The sequence below is a fragment of the Microtetraspora sp. NBRC 13810 genome (assembly GCF_030268685.1).
Taxonomy (GTDB): domain Bacteria; phylum Actinomycetota; class Actinomycetes; order Streptosporangiales; family Streptosporangiaceae; genus BSRQ01.
In genome coordinates this window covers 386,021-401,634 of record NZ_BSRQ01000004.1, presented here as the reverse complement: position 1 = coordinate 401,634, position 15,614 = coordinate 386,021, and the positions used below count along the sequence as shown (strand labels likewise).

Annotated in this window: 17 protein-coding genes; 9 read left to right on the top strand and 8 right to left on the bottom strand. The window is 72.7% G+C overall.

Features of this window, described 5'->3' with window-relative positions:
• Positions 1 to 40: 40 nt before the first annotated feature.
• Entirely contained in the window at positions 41 to 877 is an 837-nt protein-coding gene (locus QSK26_RS11500) for a maleylpyruvate isomerase family mycothiol-dependent enzyme (protein WP_285775036.1), read from the top strand.
• A 118-nt stretch (positions 878 to 995) separates the two neighbouring features.
• Positions 996 to 2,330: an aminotransferase class V-fold PLP-dependent enzyme gene (locus tag QSK26_RS11495; protein ID WP_285775035.1), complete on the top strand. Its 1,335-nt coding sequence runs from the start codon at positions 996 to 998 to the stop codon at positions 2,328 to 2,330.
• On the opposite strand, the gene QSK26_RS11490 is transcribed toward QSK26_RS11495, so the two are convergent.
• Positions 2,331 to 3,026, bottom strand: coding sequence for a thioredoxin-like domain-containing protein (locus tag QSK26_RS11490; protein ID WP_285775034.1), 696 nt, complete (start codon positions 3,024 to 3,026; stop codon positions 2,331 to 2,333).
• A 113-nt stretch (positions 3,027 to 3,139) separates the two neighbouring features.
• Here QSK26_RS11490 and QSK26_RS11485 point away from each other — a divergent pair, with 113 nt between their 5' ends.
• Both QSK26_RS11485 and QSK26_RS11480 read left to right on the top strand, forming a co-directional pair.
• A complete protein-coding gene (locus QSK26_RS11485) occupies positions 3,140 to 3,790 on the top strand; it encodes a DUF305 domain-containing protein (RefSeq protein ID WP_285775033.1) in 651 nt (216 codons plus the stop codon).
• Positions 3,791 to 3,858: 68 nt separating this feature from the next.
• On the top strand, positions 3,859 to 4,284 hold the full coding sequence (locus tag QSK26_RS11480; RefSeq protein WP_285775032.1) for a YybH family protein: 426 nt from the start codon (positions 3,859 to 3,861) through the stop codon (positions 4,282 to 4,284).
• A gap of 3 nt (positions 4,285 to 4,287) precedes the next feature.
• Here the strand turns inward: QSK26_RS11480 and QSK26_RS11475 are convergent, their stop codons facing one another.
• Positions 4,288 to 4,803 (bottom strand): MarR family winged helix-turn-helix transcriptional regulator, encoded by a 516-nt coding sequence (locus tag QSK26_RS11475; RefSeq protein WP_285775031.1) that lies wholly within the window; start codon positions 4,801 to 4,803, stop codon positions 4,288 to 4,290.
• A gap of 88 nt (positions 4,804 to 4,891) precedes the next feature.
• On the opposite strand from QSK26_RS11475, the gene QSK26_RS11470 reads away from it, so the two are divergent.
• The 5 genes from QSK26_RS11470 to QSK26_RS11450 all read left to right on the top strand — a co-directional run bounded on the left by QSK26_RS11470 (position 4,892) and on the right by QSK26_RS11450 (position 9,712).
• Entirely contained in the window at positions 4,892 to 5,803 is a 912-nt protein-coding gene (locus QSK26_RS11470) for an EamA family transporter (protein WP_285775030.1), read from the top strand.
• A 6-nt stretch (positions 5,804 to 5,809) separates the two neighbouring features.
• Entirely contained in the window at positions 5,810 to 6,220 is a 411-nt protein-coding gene (locus QSK26_RS11465; RefSeq protein ID WP_285775029.1) for an NAD(P)-dependent oxidoreductase, read from the top strand.
• Between the two features lie 298 nt (positions 6,221 to 6,518).
• Positions 6,519 to 8,525 (top strand): helix-turn-helix domain-containing protein, encoded by a 2,007-nt coding sequence (locus QSK26_RS11460; protein ID WP_285775028.1) that lies wholly within the window; start codon positions 6,519 to 6,521, stop codon positions 8,523 to 8,525.
• 352 nt (positions 8,526 to 8,877) lie between these two features.
• Positions 8,878 to 9,246 carry an STAS domain-containing protein gene (locus tag QSK26_RS11455; protein WP_285775027.1) on the top strand — a complete coding sequence of 123 codons (369 nt, stop codon included), beginning with the start codon at positions 8,878 to 8,880 and terminating at the stop codon, positions 9,244 to 9,246.
• Positions 9,247 to 9,250: 4 nt separating this feature from the next.
• The gene (locus QSK26_RS11450) at positions 9,251 to 9,712 is read left to right on the top strand and encodes an ATP-binding protein (RefSeq protein ID WP_285775026.1); all 462 of its coding nucleotides are present in this window, start codon (positions 9,251 to 9,253) and stop codon (positions 9,710 to 9,712) included.
• A 22-nt stretch (positions 9,713 to 9,734) separates the two neighbouring features.
• On the opposite strand, the gene QSK26_RS11445 is transcribed toward QSK26_RS11450, so the two are convergent.
• Genes QSK26_RS11445 through QSK26_RS11420 form a run of 6 tightly spaced genes read right to left on the bottom strand, consistent with a single transcriptional unit; the run spans position 9,735 to position 15,557 of the window.
• Positions 9,735 to 11,309 carry a fused response regulator/phosphatase gene (locus tag QSK26_RS11445; RefSeq protein WP_285775025.1) on the bottom strand — a complete coding sequence of 525 codons (1,575 nt, stop codon included), beginning with the start codon at positions 11,307 to 11,309 and terminating at the stop codon, positions 9,735 to 9,737.
• Positions 11,302 to 12,972: an ATP-binding protein gene (locus QSK26_RS11440; RefSeq protein ID WP_285775024.1), complete on the bottom strand. Its 1,671-nt coding sequence runs from the start codon at positions 12,970 to 12,972 to the stop codon at positions 11,302 to 11,304. Before QSK26_RS11440 ends, QSK26_RS11445 begins: the two co-directional genes overlap by 8 nt.
• Positions 12,969 to 13,973: an ATP-binding protein gene (locus QSK26_RS11435; RefSeq protein WP_285775023.1), complete on the bottom strand. Its 1,005-nt coding sequence runs from the start codon at positions 13,971 to 13,973 to the stop codon at positions 12,969 to 12,971. The genes QSK26_RS11440 and QSK26_RS11435 overlap by 4 nt, the downstream gene beginning before the upstream one ends.
• Complete coding sequence (locus tag QSK26_RS11430) at positions 13,961 to 14,362, bottom strand: anti-sigma regulatory factor (protein ID WP_285775022.1); 402 nt, start codon at positions 14,360 to 14,362, stop codon at positions 13,961 to 13,963. The genes QSK26_RS11435 and QSK26_RS11430 overlap by 13 nt, the downstream gene beginning before the upstream one ends.
• Positions 14,359 to 14,727, bottom strand: a complete 369-nt coding sequence (locus QSK26_RS11425) for an STAS domain-containing protein (RefSeq protein WP_285775021.1) — start codon at positions 14,725 to 14,727, stop codon at positions 14,359 to 14,361. Before QSK26_RS11425 ends, QSK26_RS11430 begins: the two co-directional genes overlap by 4 nt.
• The gene (locus QSK26_RS11420) at positions 14,727 to 15,557 is read right to left on the bottom strand and encodes an STAS domain-containing protein (protein ID WP_285775020.1); all 831 of its coding nucleotides are present in this window, start codon (positions 15,555 to 15,557) and stop codon (positions 14,727 to 14,729) included. The genes QSK26_RS11425 and QSK26_RS11420 overlap by 1 nt, the downstream gene beginning before the upstream one ends.
• Between the last annotated feature and the right edge of the window lie 57 nt (positions 15,558 to 15,614).

Here is a 15,614-nt window from a genome sequence, read left to right as displayed (position 1 = left end):
GGTGGCCGGGGTTCCCGCCGGGAGGGTTTACTGTCGCGCCATGACCATCTTCGGCCCGATGATCGACGTCCGGCCCCTCTTCCCCCGCGAGCGGCACGCCCTGCTCGACCTGCTCGGATCGCTGAACCCCGGCGACTGGTCGCGCCCGACCGCCTGCCCGGGATGGGACGTGCGCGACATCGTCGGCCACCTCCTCAACGACTACCTGCGCCGGATCTCCGGCGGCCGGGACGGGCACGCGGGGGCGGTCTTCGCCGCCGGCGAGACGCTGCCCGCCTACCTGACCCGGGTCAACGAGGAGTTCGTGCGGGCGGCCCGGCAGGTCAGCCCCCGGCTGATGACCGAGCTGCTGGCCCACCTGGGACCCAGGCTCGACGCCCTGTGGGCCACGACCGACCTGGAGGGACCGGCCGGTCTGGACGTCACCTGGGCCGCCGCCGACCTGCCGAGCCCCGCGTGGCTCGACCTCGCCCGCGAGTACACCGAGTTCTGGGTCCACCAGCAGCAGATCCGCGACGCCGTCTCCCGGCCGGGCGCCACCGGGCCGGAGCTGATGCGCCCCGTCCTCGACACCTTCCTGCGCGCCCTGCCGCACGCCCTGCGCGCGGAGATCCGCCCGGAGGGGACCGGCGTGCGATTCGAGGTCACCGGCCCCGCGGGCCTGGTCCGCGCCGCCGTACGGCGGACGGGACGGTGGCAGGTGGCCGAGGGGGAACCGGCGGGCGAGCCCGCCGCCCGGGTCACGATGGACCAGGACACGCTGTGGCGGCTCGCCAGCCGGGGGATCACCGTCGAGGAGGCGCGCGGGCGCGCGGTCACCCGCGGCGACGACGCGCTGGCCGGGGCGGCGACGACGCTCCTCGCGGTCGTCGCGTAGCCCGGCCGCGCCACGCCGCGAACCGGAGACGCCCCCGCCCCGCCGCCGATCCGCGCCACGCCGCGAACCGGAGATCCCCCCGCCCCGCCGCCCATCCGCGACACACTGTGACCACGTCGTGGCGATCAGGGGGTGCTCGATGTCGTGGAACGCCGCCGAGCGGCGGGGCGGTCCGCCGGTGTCCAGGCGCGCGGTCATCGCCGGTCTCGGCGCCGCCGCCGTCGCGCCGTCGCCGCCGCCCGCCGGGCCCGCCGGGCGCGGACCGGCCGAGCTCGCCGCGGACGAGGCGCACTGGCGGGCCGTGGCCGCCCGCTTCCAGGTCAGCCCGGACTTCGTCAACCTGGAGAACGGCTACTACGGGGTCATGCCCGAACCGGTCCGCCTGGCCCACCAGCGCAACGCCGACCGCCTCAACCTGCTGAACTCCCACCTGCTGCGCACCGCGTACAAGGAGCAGGCCGACCAGGTCAGGCGGCGGATCGCGGGCATCCTGGGCGTCGCGGCCGAGGAGATCGCGCTCACCCGGGGCGGCACCGAGGCCCTGCAACTGCTGATCGCGGGCTACGCCCGGCTGCGGCCGGACGACGTGATCATGTACTCCGACCTCGACTACCACAGCATGCAGTACGCGATGAACTGGCTGCGCGGCAGGCGCGGCGTGCGGGTGGAGCGGCTGGTCATCCCGGAACCGGCGACCCGGCAGGCGGTGCTGGACGCCTACGCGCGGGCGTTCGCCGCCCAGCCCCGGCTCCGGCTGCTGCTGCTCAGCCACCTGAACAACCGCACCGGGCTGGTCGTCCCGGTGCGCGAGATCGTCGCCATGGCCCGGGAGCGGGGAGCCGACGTGATCGTCGACTCCGCCCACTCCTGGGGCCACCTGGACTTCACCATGGCCGACCTGAACGCCGACTTCGCCGGGTTCTCCCTGCACAAGTGGATGGGCGCGCCGCTGGGCGCCGGGTTCCTCTACATCCGCAGGGAACGGCTGGCCGACATCGAACCCGCCTTCGCCGACGAGACCTACCCGCACGACGACATCCGCTCCCGGGTGCACTCCGGCACCATGGACGTCGCCCCCTTCCTGACCGTGGACGCGGCCCTGGACTTCCACCAGAGCCTCGGCGCGGCGGCCAAGCAGGCGCGGCTGCGCTTCCTCCGGGACCGCTGGGTGCACCAGGTGCTCGACCTGCCCAACGTGCAGATCCTCACCCCGGAGGACCCCGCGATGTACGGCACGATCACCGCGTTCCGGCTCGCCGGGCACACCACCGAGGCCGCAAACGTCGCGATCACCGACCTGCTGATGGAACGCCACCGGATCTTCACCGTGCGCCGGGGCGGCCCGGTCAGGGGCGACTGCGTGCGGGTCACCCCGGCGTTGTTCACCTCAAGGGACGACGTCGACCTCCTGGCCAGGGCGCTGCGCGACCTGGCCGGGGGCGGCAGCGGCTGATCAGGACTCTTCGGCCGGCGCGGACGGCGTGGCGGGCGCCGAGGGCTGTCCCGACTGCGCGGGCGCGGCCGGGATGGGCGCCACGTCCGCGGTCGCGTCCGTGCTGTTGGGACCGTCGCAGGCGGCGCCCAGCTCGGGGGTCTCCGGGCCGTTCTTGTAGGTGCTGATGAACTTCGGCAGCTTGGGGTCGTTCGCGTCCTGGAAGGTCAGCTGCTTGTTCCACGAGCTCGCCACGACCGGCGCCGGCAGGCCCGGGTAGGGGCTGAGCAGCAGGTAGTCGTCGGAGGCGAGCTCCTTGAGCCGGTCGAGCTGCGGCTGCGCCAGGCCGGGCCGGTAGGTGATCCAGACGGCGCCGTGTTCCATCGAGTGCACCGCGTGCTCGTTGTTGACCGGCTTGTCGTAGACCGCGCAGCGCTGCCAGGTCCCGTGGTGCTCCCCGCCGACCGGCGGGGTCTCCTTGTAGGCGACCTTGACCGGGGTGTGCTGTGAGCCGGTGTAGGAGTAGGACTTCACGGCGTCCAGGGAGGTCTGGGCGTTCTGATCGACCAGATACCAGGCGACCGAGCCCACCAGCAGCACGCCGATGACGCCGCCGGTCCCCCACATGAGGATCGACGTGCGGCGCTCCTTGCGTTTCTGCGCGGCACGAATTCTGGCCAGGTGCTCCCGCCGCGCCTGAGCCTTCGAGTTCGACATCCACCCTCCAGTGACAAGATTATTTCGGGTCACCTTATGCCCTTTACCGTAAGCCGGGCATATAGCTTCATAGGGGCTTTCGCCGCCGGGTTGGCCGTTAGGCTGGGAACGCGATGGAAGCACTTGTCGAAACGCCCCCCGGCGCCTCCGGAAAACCCCGCCGCACCCTGCCGGCCGCCCTGTTCGCCGTTGCCGCGGCGGCGGTCGCGCTGTTCCTGCTCCTCGGCCGGAACGCCGAGCCGACCGACGCCTCCGCGGAGGCCGGCTTCGCCCGCGACATGGGCATGCACCACGCCCAGGCGGTGGAGATGGCCTTCTTCGTACGGGACGCCGGCGCCGAGGACGACGTGCGCACGCTGGCCGGCGACATCATCGTGACCCAGACCGCGCAGCGCGGGATGTTCATGGGATGGCTCCAGCAGTGGGAGCTGAACCAGTCGGGCGAACTGCCGCGCATGGCGTGGATGAGCGGCCACGGGCACGGCGGCGCGGCGGCCCCCGCGGGCGGGATGCCGGGCATGGCGACCGAGGACGAGCTGCGCAGGCTGGAGGAGGCCGAGGGCGAGGACGCCGAGGTGCTCTTCCTGCAGCTGATGATCCGCCATCACGAGGGGGGCGTGCGGATGGCCCAGGCCCTGCTCGGGCTCTCCGACCGCACCGAGGTCGTCACGCTGGCCCGGCACATCGTCAACGGCCAGACGGCCGAGATCAAGGTCATGGCGGACATGCTCGCCAAGCGCGGGGCCCGGCCGCTCGGCACGTGACCGGTTGACCTTGCCGCCGGCGTCAAGGTCTAGCCTCGGCACCCTCGTACTCGACGGAACGGATGCCGATGAACGTCACCACCACCCCTGAGGACCGCGCGTCCCTGCTCGGCCACGACCGGCGTTTCTTCGACGCCCTGGTCGCCGCCGACACCGCTTGCCTGGCGGAAATCCTCGCGGCCGATTTTCTTCTCGTCGCGGTGGACGGCGGCGCCGTCGTCGGCAGAACCGATCTGCTCGGCGTTCTGACCGATGGAACGCTCCAATTCCCGGAAATTCACTCCTTTCCCGACGAGGCCGTCGTCCGGCGGGCGGGAAACACCGGGATCGTCGTCGGCCGGACCGCCATGACCTTCACCGGGAACGACGGAACCGCGTTCACCGCCGGAAGCAGATACACCCATGTCTTCGTCCGCGAAGGCGAGGCCGGCTGGCGGCTGCTCTCCGCCCAGGGCACCGAGATCAGGCCCGGGACGGAGGCCGCGCGGAGCTGAGACTCACGGGCGCCGGCCGGCCTGCGCGGGGGTGTCGCCGAGGCCGGCGAGAAGCGTGCGGAGCAGCCCGGCGAGCTGGTCGCGCTGCTCGGGGGCGAGCGGGGCCAGCAGGTTCCTCTCGAAGTCGACGTGGGCGGCGACGACGGCGTCCACCAGGCGCAGCCCCTCGCCGGTGAGCGTGATGAGCACGCTGCGCCGGTTGGCGGGATCGGTCTCCCGGGTCACCAGGCCGCGGGCCGCCAGGCGGTCGATCCGGTTGGTGATCGCCCCCGAGGTGACCATGGACGACTCGACGAGGTCGCCCGCGGTGAGCCGGTAGGGGGAGCCGGAACGGCGGAGCGTGGCCAGGATGTCGAACTCCCACGGTTGGAGGCCGTGCGTGGCGAAGTGGTCGCGCAGTTCGAGCCCGAGCAGCCGGGCGGCCCGTGAGATGCGGCCCACCACGCCCATCGGGGCGGCGTCGATGTCCGGCCGCTCGGCCTTCCACTGGTCCAGCACCCTGTCGACGTTGTCCCTCATCGTTCCCTCAACGTTGAAGTGTTTGACGGCAAGCTATCAGAGCGCCTACATTCCTCAGCGTTAAACATTTCAATGTTGAGGAGTTGTCGTGGACGACACCCCCGCACCGTCCGTGCGCCTCACCGCCCTCGCCGCCGTCGCGCCGGTCTCCTGGGGCACGACCTACCTGGTCACCAGCGAGTTCCTGCCGCCGGACCGCCCGCTGCTGTCCGGCGCGCTGCGCGCACTCCCGGCCGGCCTGGTCGTCCTCGCCCTCACCCGGACGTTGCCGCGCGGCTCGTGGTGGTGGCGTTCGGCGGTCCTCGGAACGCTGAACATCGGGGCGTTCTTCGCCCTGCTGTTCTTCTCCGCCTACCGGCTCCCCGGCGGCGTCGCCGCCACCCTGAGCGCCGTGCAACCGCTGGTCGTGGCGGGCCTCGCGGTCGTCCTCCTGCGGGAGCGCCCGACCGGCTGGCGGCTCGGCTGGGGCGTGGCCGGGGCGGCCGGCGTCGCCGCGATGGTGCTGCGCGGCGAGGCGGCCTTCGACCTCGCGGGCGTCCTCGCCGGGCTGGCCGGCACCGCGGCGATGGCCGCCGGGATCGTGCTCACCAAGCGGTGGGGGCGTCCGGTGGGCCTGCTCGCCTTCACCGGCTGGCAGCTCACCGCGGGCGGCCTGCTCCTGGCGCCGCTCGCGCTGGCCGTCGAGGGCCCGCCGCCGGCGCTGGACGCCCCGGCGCTCGGCGGGTACGCCTGGCTGGCCGTCGTCGGCACCCTGCTCGCCTACACGCTGTGGTTCCAGGGCGTGGAACGGCTCCCGGTCGGGGCGCTGTCGTTCCTGCCGATGCTCTCCCCGGTGGTGGCCACCGTGCTTGGCTGGGCCGTGCTCGGCCAGTCGCTCACCGTCGCTCAGGCCGCGGGCTTCGCCGTCGCGCTGGTCTCGATCGCCGCCGCACAGCTCTCCCCGGCATCCGTACGCGCGCTGGTGCGCGGCCGGACCTCCACACTCGCCCAGAAAGGCTGATCTGACATGCGCATCACCGTCTTCGGAGCCGCCGGAAACGTGGGCCGCCGGGTGGTCGCCGAGGCGTCGTCCCGCGGCCACCGGGTCACCGCCGTCACCCGCAGGCCGCCCGGCACCGGCGGCGCCACCGTGGTGGACACTCCGGACTTCCCCCCGGACTGGCGTCCCATCGCCCTCGCCTGCGCCCGCCAGCTCGACGTCTGCCGCGCGGACACCGGCGCCGACTGGACCTACCTCAGCCCGCCCGCGCTCCTGGAGCCGGGCCGGCGCACCGGCGGATACCGCACCGGAACCGACGAACTGCTCGTCGACGCCGCGGGCGACTCGGCGATCTCCATGGAGGACTTCGCCGTGGCGCCGCTGGACGAGGCCGAGCGGCCCCGCCACCGCCGGACGAGGTTCACCGTCGGATATTGAGCCGCGTCCGTCACTCCGGCGCCGGTGGTCAGTGCTCCTCCGGCGTCCGGTGCGGCCAGATGTGACGGGGGCACCACGCGGTGCCCCCGGGGCCGCTTGAGTCCGGCCGTCACCCCGTCAAGGGTGCCGGCCGGGCCCCCGTTGGAAGCCAGGGTGACAAGGTGCGGTCACCTCGCGCAACCGGTTGGGACAGCGGGAAATGATCACGCGTGGGACCTGGGCCGTTCACGTCCTGCTGGGATAATCCGCTGATCTGGAAGTGGCCGGACGGTCCGGCCCGGCGGGACGGGGGAGCGGAGTGTCGGCAGAGAAGCTGGCCGAGCTGTTGTCCGCGATGAAGGCGCGCAGCGGCCGGACGTACGAGGCGCTGGGCCGCCGTACCGGCATGAGCAGGTCCTCGGTGCACCGCTACTGCCGGGGCGAGGTCGTGCCGGACAGCTACGGCACCATCGAGCGCATCGCCAGGGCCTGCGGCGCCACCCCCGCCGAGCTCGCCGAGCTGTACCGCCACTGGCAGGCCGCCCTCGCCAGGACGACCACCCCCGCAGCATCCGCCCCCGCGCCGCCCGCGCCCTCCGCCACCGCACTCCCCGGCACCGCTCCACTTCCCACCGCCCCCGTGTTCGCGCCGCACGAGAACGCGTCCCCCGCGCCGCTCGTGTCGCCCACGCCCTCCGCACCTCCTGCGCTCCCCGCGACCGCCGAGACCCGCGATACGCCCGGGACCCCCGGCACCGGGACGCCCCGAGCCACTGCGCCCGGAGCCACGGTGGCCGGGACCGAGCGGCCGGGCGGTACGGCATCCGCCGGGGCGGCACCCGGGATCGCGTCCCCCCGCAGCGCGGAACCCGAGGCGGTGGCACCTGCGAACGCCGCCGCGTCCGCACCGGAGGAGCCCAGAGCCAAGCCCGGGGACAACCGTGGAGACAAGCCCGGAGACAGGGCCGGGAAGCGGGGACGTGGCGTCGGCGGTACCCGGGCCTCGCGGGTGGGAGGGCGGCATTGGCGGCGGTACGCCCTCGTGGGCGCGGTCCTGGTCGTGGCGGGGCTGACCTTCCTCGCAGTCGCCCGGCCGCTGATCTCGGACACCCGGCCCCCGGCGCAGTGGGTGACCGGGCCGGCCTGGACGTTACCGGCGGCGCCCGTGCCGAGCACGCTCTTCGGGGTCACCCTCAACAGCGCCACCGGGGCGATGCCGGCCTTCCGGGTGGGGGCGGTGCGGCTGTGGGACAGCGAGACGCGGTGGGCGCAGATCCAGCCGAGACGCGGCGAGTACGACTGGACGGTGCTCGACCGCCAGGTGTCCGGAGCGGAACGCGCAGAGCTGCCGGCGCTCTTCGTGATGGGCGGCACGCCCGCCTGGGCGAGCCCGGACGGACCGGCGGCGCCGTACCCGGACGGTTCGCGCGCCGCGCCGCCGGACGACCTGGTGGACTGGGACGCCTTCGTGCGCTCGGTCGCGCAGCGCTACCGGGGCCGGATCGAGGCTTACGAGCTGTGGGTGCTCGGCAACGACCGCCGGTTCTACACGGGAAGCGCGGAGACGCTGGTGGAGATGACCAGGCGGGCGAACGCGATCATCAAGGACGCCGATCCGGAGGCGACCGTGGTCTGCCCCGGGATGGGGCTGCTGTGGACCGAGGAGGGCCGCAGCGCTCTGCGGCGTTTCGCCGAACTGCACGGGTACGACCACTGCGACGTCGCGGGGATCAAGCTCTACCAGCGCACCGCCTCCGACCCGCCGGAGACCATGCTGGAGCTCACCGCCACCGTGGACCGCGAGTTCCACCGGGCGGGCATCCACCCCCGGCTGTGGAACACCGGCACCACGTACTCCATCCCGCTGGAAGGCCCGCTGGACGACATCACGGCCCGCAACTACGCGGTGCGGTTCTTCCTCGTCGGCGTCTACGCGCGCAAGGTCAACCTGGAACGCATGTACTTCTACAACTGGGGCGGCTCGAAGATCCCGATCGTCCTGCAGGCCGAGGGCGGCACCCCGACCCGCGCCGCGCTGGCCGTGGAGCAGGCCCAGCGCTGGCTGGCCCACGCGGAGAGCCTGGCCTGCGGCAACGGTACGGCGATCAACCTGCCGGAGAACGTGTGGCGGTGCGACTTCACCGTCCTCGACGGGGGCCGCCGCCGCCCCGCGGAGATCGTCTGGACCAGCACCGGGACGGCCGAGATCACCATCGGCCCCAAGGCTGAGCGGGTACGCCGCCTGGACGGCAGCGGCACTCCGGTCCAGCAGGGCGACACCCTCGTCGCCAACGGCGAGCCCATCATGATCGAACATGCCCCCTGAACCCCGGCCGCACCGCACGCCGCACCGGTGCGGGAGAGCCGTGGGCACGGACGGGCGGATGGGCCTGCCGGGAACGGCGGGCACGTACATTGGTGGCATATCGTGATGTCTGCTGGTGATCATCGATCGGAGGCGTCCGATCGGCCGGGAACCTCGCGGCCGGGCATGCGGGGAGCGGCCGGGCGGACCTATGCTGGCGACGCGGGCCGACGTCCTCACCCGAAGGGGGCGGCGACGTGAGAGGGGAAGTGGTGGTGATCGGGCACGGCGCACGGCGGCCCGGCTTCTCCGTCCCGCGCGACGACGAATGGGAGCCGCGCGTTTCCCTCCCCATCCCCGCCGAGGTGTTCTGGTGACCGCTGCCGTACAGGTGACCCCTTCGACCGAGACCGAACGGGAGGACGTGTGCGTGCTCGCCCTGGCAGGCAACCTGGACTACACCAACGCCGAGCAACTGCGCGCCGAACTGGCCGGCCGGCTCCGCCCCGAGCACCGTCACCTGGTCCTGGACTTCACCGAGTTGTCCTTCCTGGACTCCACCGGGGTGCGGATCGTGCTGGCCGTGCGCAACGACGTCCTGCGGCGCGGCGGCGTGATCGCGCTCGTCGCCCTGAACGCCCGCATCGCCCGCGTGTTCCAGATCACCGGCCTGATCAGGGCCTTCGCCGTGTACCCGACCCGGGAGGAGGCGCTGGCCGCCCTCCCCGGAGCCGCAGGGTGACGGCATGACTGCGGGCGGCCCACCCGGAGCCCCCGGGGACCGCGAGAACCCCGAGGGCACCGCCCGGCAGTGGCCGATCACCCGCGACCTCGACGCGCTGCGCGACCGGGTGCGGCGGCACGCCGCGCGGGCCGGGCTCGACGAGGCCAGGACGGACGACCTCATGCTCGCGGTCAACGAGGCCGCGATCAACGTGCTGGAGCACGCGGGCGCGCACGGCACCGTCGCCATCTGGCAGGACGCCGACGCCCTCACCGTGGACATCACCGACGGCGCCGGCCGGTTGTCCGCCCGGCACGTCCCCGCGGGCAAGCCGCTGGTGCCCGGCGCCCGAGGCTACGGACTGTGGCTCATGTGCACCCTGTGCGACGAGTTCACCGTCCACCAGCAGGAGGGCCGCTCCCGGGTACGGCTGCGCATGGCGCTGCGCGAACCCGGGCCGGCCGGTGGGCGGCCACGCCGGTGAAGGGGCTACGACGGTGAAGGGGCTACGCCGGTGAGCGGCGGAGCACGACCAGGGCGACGTCGTCGGCCCGGGAGCCGAACTTCGCGGTGAGCCGGTCGCAGAAGGCGTCCAGATCCTCCCCGATCGTCTCCGACAGCGAGCGGACCACCTCCAGGCTGTCGTCGAGCGGGATGGCCGGCTCCTCGACCAGCCCGTCGGTGAACAGCACGATGCTCCCGCCGGGGGCCAAGTGCAGCGGATCCACCCGGTACCGCTCGTCGGCCACGCCCAGCAGCAGGTTGCCGAACCGGTGGTAGCTCGCCTCGTCGTTCACCAGCAGCGGCGGGATGTGCCCGGCGTTCGCGAGTTCGATCTCCCCGGTGGCCGGGTCGATGATGAGCAGGCACACGGTCGCCGTCATGCCCGGGTGGTAGCGGCGCAGGACCGTGTTGAGCAGGTTCAACGTGGCGCTCAGGTCGACCCGGTCGATGATCGACGCGCGCAGGGCGTGCCGGAGCTCGGCCATCACGGTGGCCGCGTGCAGGGAGTGTCCCGCCACGTCGCCGATCGCCACCAGCAGCCGGTCACCGAGCTGCAACACCTCGTAGAAGTCCCCGCCGACCTCCACGTTGTCGGTGGACGGCTGGTAGCGCACGGCGAACGACAGCCCGGGCACGTCCGGCAGGCGCGACGGCAGCAGGCTGCGCTGCAGGGTGAGCGCGATCGTGTGCTCCTCGGTGTAGGCGCGCAGCGCGTCCACCGCCAGCGCCAGCGCCTGGCACAGCTGGCGCAGCAGGTTGCCCTCGTCCGGGGCGAGCGGCGCGCGCGTCCGGGTGCCGAGGTAGACGTGCGGCGAGCCCTGCCTGGTACGGCACAGCACGCCGGACGCGGGCGCCTCGACGTCGGCGCCGGGCACCGCCGTCGGCCACGCGCCGGGGTCGAGCGTGACGGTCTTGATGCCCGCCTGGTCGCCCGGCGCGATCTGGCGGAACCGCGCCAGGAGGTCCTGGCCGCCCGGCTCGGCCGCCGCCGCGCCGCCCGGCCGCCCGCCGTACCTGCGCACCCTGCCGTCCGGCGGCAGCGCGAGGACCTCCGCCTGCCGCTCCAGCATCGCCGCCGCGCCCTCCACGGCGACCTTCAACAGGTGGTCGAACGTCTCGGCCTCGTTGATCCGCAGGGTGATCTCGGCGAGCTGGGCGAGGCGGGCGGCCATCTGCTCGGCCCGCTGCCGCGCCCGGTAGTAGCGCAGGGTCGCCTCGACCGTGGCGGTGAACTCCTGCGGCTCGATCGGCTCGGCCAGGTAGGCGTCGGCGCCGCGCTCCAGCCCCTCGGTGCGGTCGTCCGGCGTGATGGCCTTGCCGGAGATCTGGATGACCGGGATGGAGGAGGTCGCCGGATCCGCCTTGATCCGCTCGCAGACCTCGAACCCGCCGATGTCCGGTAGCCGCACGTCCAGCACCACCAGGTCCGGACGCAGGTCGGCGACCTTGGTCAGCGCCTCCTGGCCGCCGGACGCCTCCAGCACCTCGTGCCCGGCCCTGCGCAGCCAGCTCGACAGGATGTAACGCTTCGTCGGGGTGTCGTCCACCACCAGCACGGTGGCCCCGGGGTCAGCCACGGGATCTGCCGAGCGCCGCGTGGACGGCGGCCAGCAGGTGGTCGCGGCGCAGCCCCTGCTTGGACAGCGCGTGACGCGACTCCGACCCCTGCGGCGGACCGGACGTCACGGTGATCACCGGGATCCGGCGCAGCCGCTCGTCCTCGGCCATGTGCTGGAGCAGCGCGGAGCCGTCCAGGCGCGGCATCAGCAGGTCGACCAGGACCACGTCGGGCAGGTTCGCCGACATCAGCGCCAGGGCCTCGGCCCCGTCGCTCGCCTCGTCGACGTGCGCCGCGTACCCGACGAGCATCCGCCCGGCCAGCGCGCGGAAGTCCGCGTCGTCGTCGGCGATCAGCACCCGCTGGATCTCCGGCGGCTCCATCTGCCGCGGCACCCGCAGCGTCAGCGTGGTCCCCGCGCCGTGCTCGCTGGCCAGCTCCAGCGCCCCGCCCAGCGCCTCGGCGACCCGCCGCGCGTACGGCAGGCCGAGGCCGGTGCCCTTGGCGCTGACCTGGATCGGGCCGGGCACCTGGAAGAATTCCTCGAAGACGCGCTCGTGGTACTCGGCGGGGATGCCGATCCCGGTGTCGGACACGGTGAAGATCACCTCGTTGGTGACCGCGTCCAGGTCGGCGACCAGGGTGACCGTGCCGTGCTCGGTGAACTTCAGCGCGTTGGACAGCAGGTTGCGCAGCACCCTGGTCAGCATGACCTCGTCGACGAACATCTCCCGGACCGAGTCGGCCACCCGGACGCTCAGCGTCACGTCGCTCGCCTCGCCGGAGGGCTCCAGCGCCATGCGCAGCCGCTCGGCGAGGGCGACCACGTCGATCACCGACGGGTGCGGTTCGAGCCGCCCCGACTCGGCCTTGGCCATGTCCAGCAGCTCGTCCACCAGGGCGAGCAGCGTCTCGGCCGAACTCCCGATCAGCCTGACCTGGTGCGCCTGCTCCTCGGCGAGGGGCTCGCCACCCGGTCCCACCAGCAGCCGGACCAGGCCGATGACCGAGTTGAGCGGCGTGCGCAGCTCGTGGCTGACCGTGGTCCAGAACCGCTTCCTGGTCTCGCTGGCCTCGCGCAGCCTGGTGGACTTCTCGTCCAGCTCCGCGTAGAGGGCGACGACGCCGCGGTTGGTCTCCTCCAGCTCCGCGGACAACTGGTTGTACATCGCCATGACCCCCCGGTTGGTCTCCTGCAGCTCGGTGTTCAGCTGCAGGACCTGCTCCAGGGTGGCGGCGAGCTCCCGGTTGTGCTGCCGCACCTCGTCGAGCATGTTGCTCGGGGTGAGACGGGCGATCTCGGCCCGTAGCTCGTCGAGGGACGGGGGCACGCTGTTGAAGGGCAGCCGCTTGCTCATACGGATCCGTCCTGCCCCGATATCGACGGTGATCTCATCGACCAGGCGTCCGGCCAGGGTGACACCCTCCGAGGCCGCCAGGTCGGCCCCCGCCAGATGGTTCACCGCGATGACGAGATCCCGCTCCTCCAGCGAGAACACGACGGTGGCGCCGGCGCCGGCGGCGAACGCCTCCCGGCCGACCTCGCTCAACGCGGTCGCCACCCGGATCTGGTCCTGCTCGCGCAGCCCGGCCAGCTCGGCGATCCCGCGGCCGAACCGGCGGATGGCGAAGACGTCCTGGTGGTCGGCCAGGGCGACCCGGACAAGCTCGCGGTCGGTCATCGGGCCGCCTTGAGGCTGACCACGCAGGCGTCGTCCCTGCGGCTGCCCGCCTCGCGCAGCAGGGTCGCGCTGATGACCGCCGCCCCGTGCGCGAACAGGCCGGGCATGGTCGCCGGGTTCCACCGGCTGGTCAGCCCGTCGGAGTGCATGACGACGGTGGCGCCCGGGGGCAGCGGGTACTCGTACTGGCGGAACCGCCGGCCCTGGTGTCCCACGATGCCGGGCAGCGAGATCATGCCCTGGCGGCTGTCGTCGTGCACGATCCAGCCCGCGACGTTGCCCAGCCCGGCGTAGGTCACGCTCTCCGCCCCGACCCGGGCGATCGCGATCGCGCCGCCGCGGGTGTGCCCGAGGCCGTGGTGCACGCGCTCCAGGATCTCCGTGGGCGCGAGGTCGGGCGTGCCGGCGAAGATGCGCACCGCTTCGCGGGACGCCTCGGCGGCGGCGTGGCCGTGGCCGAGCCCGTCGCAGAGCACCAGCGTCACGGTGGTCCCGCGGTCGGCGACGGCGAAGGAGTCGCCGCAGACCTCCTCCTCGCCGATGGGCCGGGACAGCCCGCTCGCGCGCGGCGGGACACGCATCTCTTCGGCGGCCGAGAAGTGCATGGTCAGCACAGTGCCCCTGCCGGGCAGGGAGTACACGTCGTAGCCGGAGGCCATTCGGGAGATGGCGCCGAGGCCGATGCCCAGGGTGCCGGAGGTGGAGTAGCCGTCGCTCAGGGCGCGCGGGAAACTGGACATGCCGGGGCCCCTGTCGATGGCGACGAACTCGATCATCGCGGGCGAGCCGGGGTGCGCGCGGATCAGGACGACGCCCTCCTGCGCGTGCTTGACGAGGTTGGAGACCGCCTCGGTGACCGCGATGGAGGTCTCCTCGGTGCGCACCCGGGAGAACCCGGCGGCGGCGGCCAGATCGGCGGCGGCCTTGCGCATCGCGCCGACCACGCTGGTGTCCTCGGCGCGGACCCAGACGTCACCGCGGGCGAGGGTCACCTCGCCCACTTCGTCACTGTGATGACCGTGCCCTCGCCGGGCTCCGACACCAGCTCGAACTCGTCCATCAGCCGCCGGGAGCCGCTCAGCCCGAGGCCCAGCCCGTTCCCGGTGCTCCATCCCTCGGTGAGCGCCTGCTGCACGTCGGGGATGCCGGGCCCCTCGTCGCTGAAGGCCAGCCGCAGGCCCTGCCGTACGCCGTTGTGCACGATTTCGATGCGGACCCGTCCGCCGCCGGCGTGCACCAGCGCGTTGCGGGCCAGTTCGCTCGCGGCGGTGACCACCTTGGTCTGGTCCACCAAGGACAGGCCCACCTCGACGGCGACCTTCCTGACGTGCTGACGCACGAGCACGACGTCCCCGTTGCCGGCTATGGGCAGTTCGCGGGGCTGGGTCACCGCCGGGCTCTGTCCCAGACGTGGTCCAGCAGCGCCACGCCCTTCTCCAGGTTGAGCGCGGTGCGCACGCCGCCCAGCGACAGGCCCAGTTCCACCAGGGTGATCGCCACCGCGGGCCGCATGCCGACCACGACGGTCTGCGCGTCGAGCATCCGCGCCACCGACGCGATGGTGGACAGCATCCGGCCGATGAACGAGTCGACGATCTCCACGGCCGTGATGTCGATGATCAGCCCACGTGCGCCGGTGGCCACGACGGTGTCGGCGAGGTCCTCCTGGAGCGCGAGCACACTCTGGTCCTCCAGGTCGATCTGGATGGTGACGATCAGAATGTCGCCGAGCTTGAGGATGGGCACCCGGTCCATCAGGCTCTCTCCGCCTTGACCGCGATCCGCGCCGAGCTTTCACGGCGCAGCTCGACGCCGCTGCGCTGGAGGGCGTGGGAGAGGGCGTCGGCCAGCGTGGCCTTGGTCACGATGTCGCCGAACTCGATGCCCAGGGTGACGATGGTGTGCGCGATCTGCGGGCTGATGCCGGAGATCGAGCACTCCGCACCCATCAGCCGGGCCGCCGCGACCGTCTTGAGCAGGTGCTGCGCCACCTCGGTGTCCACCGCGGGCACCCCGGTGATGTCGATCACCGCGTGCTCGGAGCCGGTCTCCACCAGCATCTGCAGCAGCTTCTCCATCACCACCTGGGTCCTGGCCGAGTCCAGGGTGCCGATCAGCGGGACCGCGACGATGCCCTCCCACAGCTTCACCACCGGCGTGGAGAGCTCCAGCAGTTGTTCGGCCTGGTCCCGGATGATCTTCTCCCGGGCGGCGGAGTAGGTCTCGAAGGTGAACAGGCCCAGGTCGTCGACGAGCTTGGAGAACCAGATGTAGCCGCGCAGCGCCTCCGGGTCGCCGTCGGCCTCGACCAGCTCGTACACCGCCTCCTTGAGCCCGAAGACGGCCCGGGAGGTCTGGGCGGGGGGCAGGCCCAGCCGGGCGCGGCTGCGGGAGAAGTCGGCGAGCAGCCCGCGCACGTCGCTGAAGTCGCCCTCGCCCACGGCGGCGCGCAGTGCCAGGAAGAGTTCGCGCAGTTCGTCCGCCGGCGTCTCCGATATCTCCTGCCAGCGCTTGAGCGTCTGCGCCTCGTGGCTGCCGAGCAGATCTTCGATGCGCCGCTGGGCGGCGGTCGTCGAGATGGTCAAGAAAACTCCTGGCATGAGCGGGGTAGGTACTCGTCGGCCACCTTACTGGGACCCATC

Coding starts and splice junctions, on each gene's coding strand:
- QSK26_RS11450 (WP_285775026.1), top strand. CDS start 9,251: ATGACTGCGGGCGGCCCACCCGGAGCCCCCGGGGACCGCGAGAACCCC.
- QSK26_RS11485 (WP_285775033.1), top strand. CDS start 3,140: ATGGAAGCACTTGTCGAAACGCCCCCCGGCGCCTCCGGAAAACCCCGC.
- QSK26_RS11500 (WP_285775036.1), top strand. CDS start 41: ATGACCATCTTCGGCCCGATGATCGACGTCCGGCCCCTCTTCCCCCGC.
- QSK26_RS11475 (WP_285775031.1), bottom strand. CDS start 4,803: ATGAGGGACAACGTCGACAGGGTGCTGGACCAGTGGAAGGCCGAGCGG.
- QSK26_RS11490 (WP_285775034.1), bottom strand. CDS start 3,026: ATGTCGAACTCGAAGGCTCAGGCGCGGCGGGAGCACCTGGCCAGAATT.
- QSK26_RS11440 (WP_285775024.1), bottom strand. CDS start 12,972: ATGACCGACCGCGAGCTTGTCCGGGTCGCCCTGGCCGACCACCAGGAC.
- QSK26_RS11465 (WP_285775029.1), top strand. CDS start 5,810: ATGCGCATCACCGTCTTCGGAGCCGCCGGAAACGTGGGCCGCCGGGTG.
- QSK26_RS11480 (WP_285775032.1), top strand. CDS start 3,859: ATGAACGTCACCACCACCCCTGAGGACCGCGCGTCCCTGCTCGGCCAC.
- QSK26_RS11425 (WP_285775021.1), bottom strand. CDS start 14,727: ATGGACCGGGTGCCCATCCTCAAGCTCGGCGACATTCTGATCGTCACC.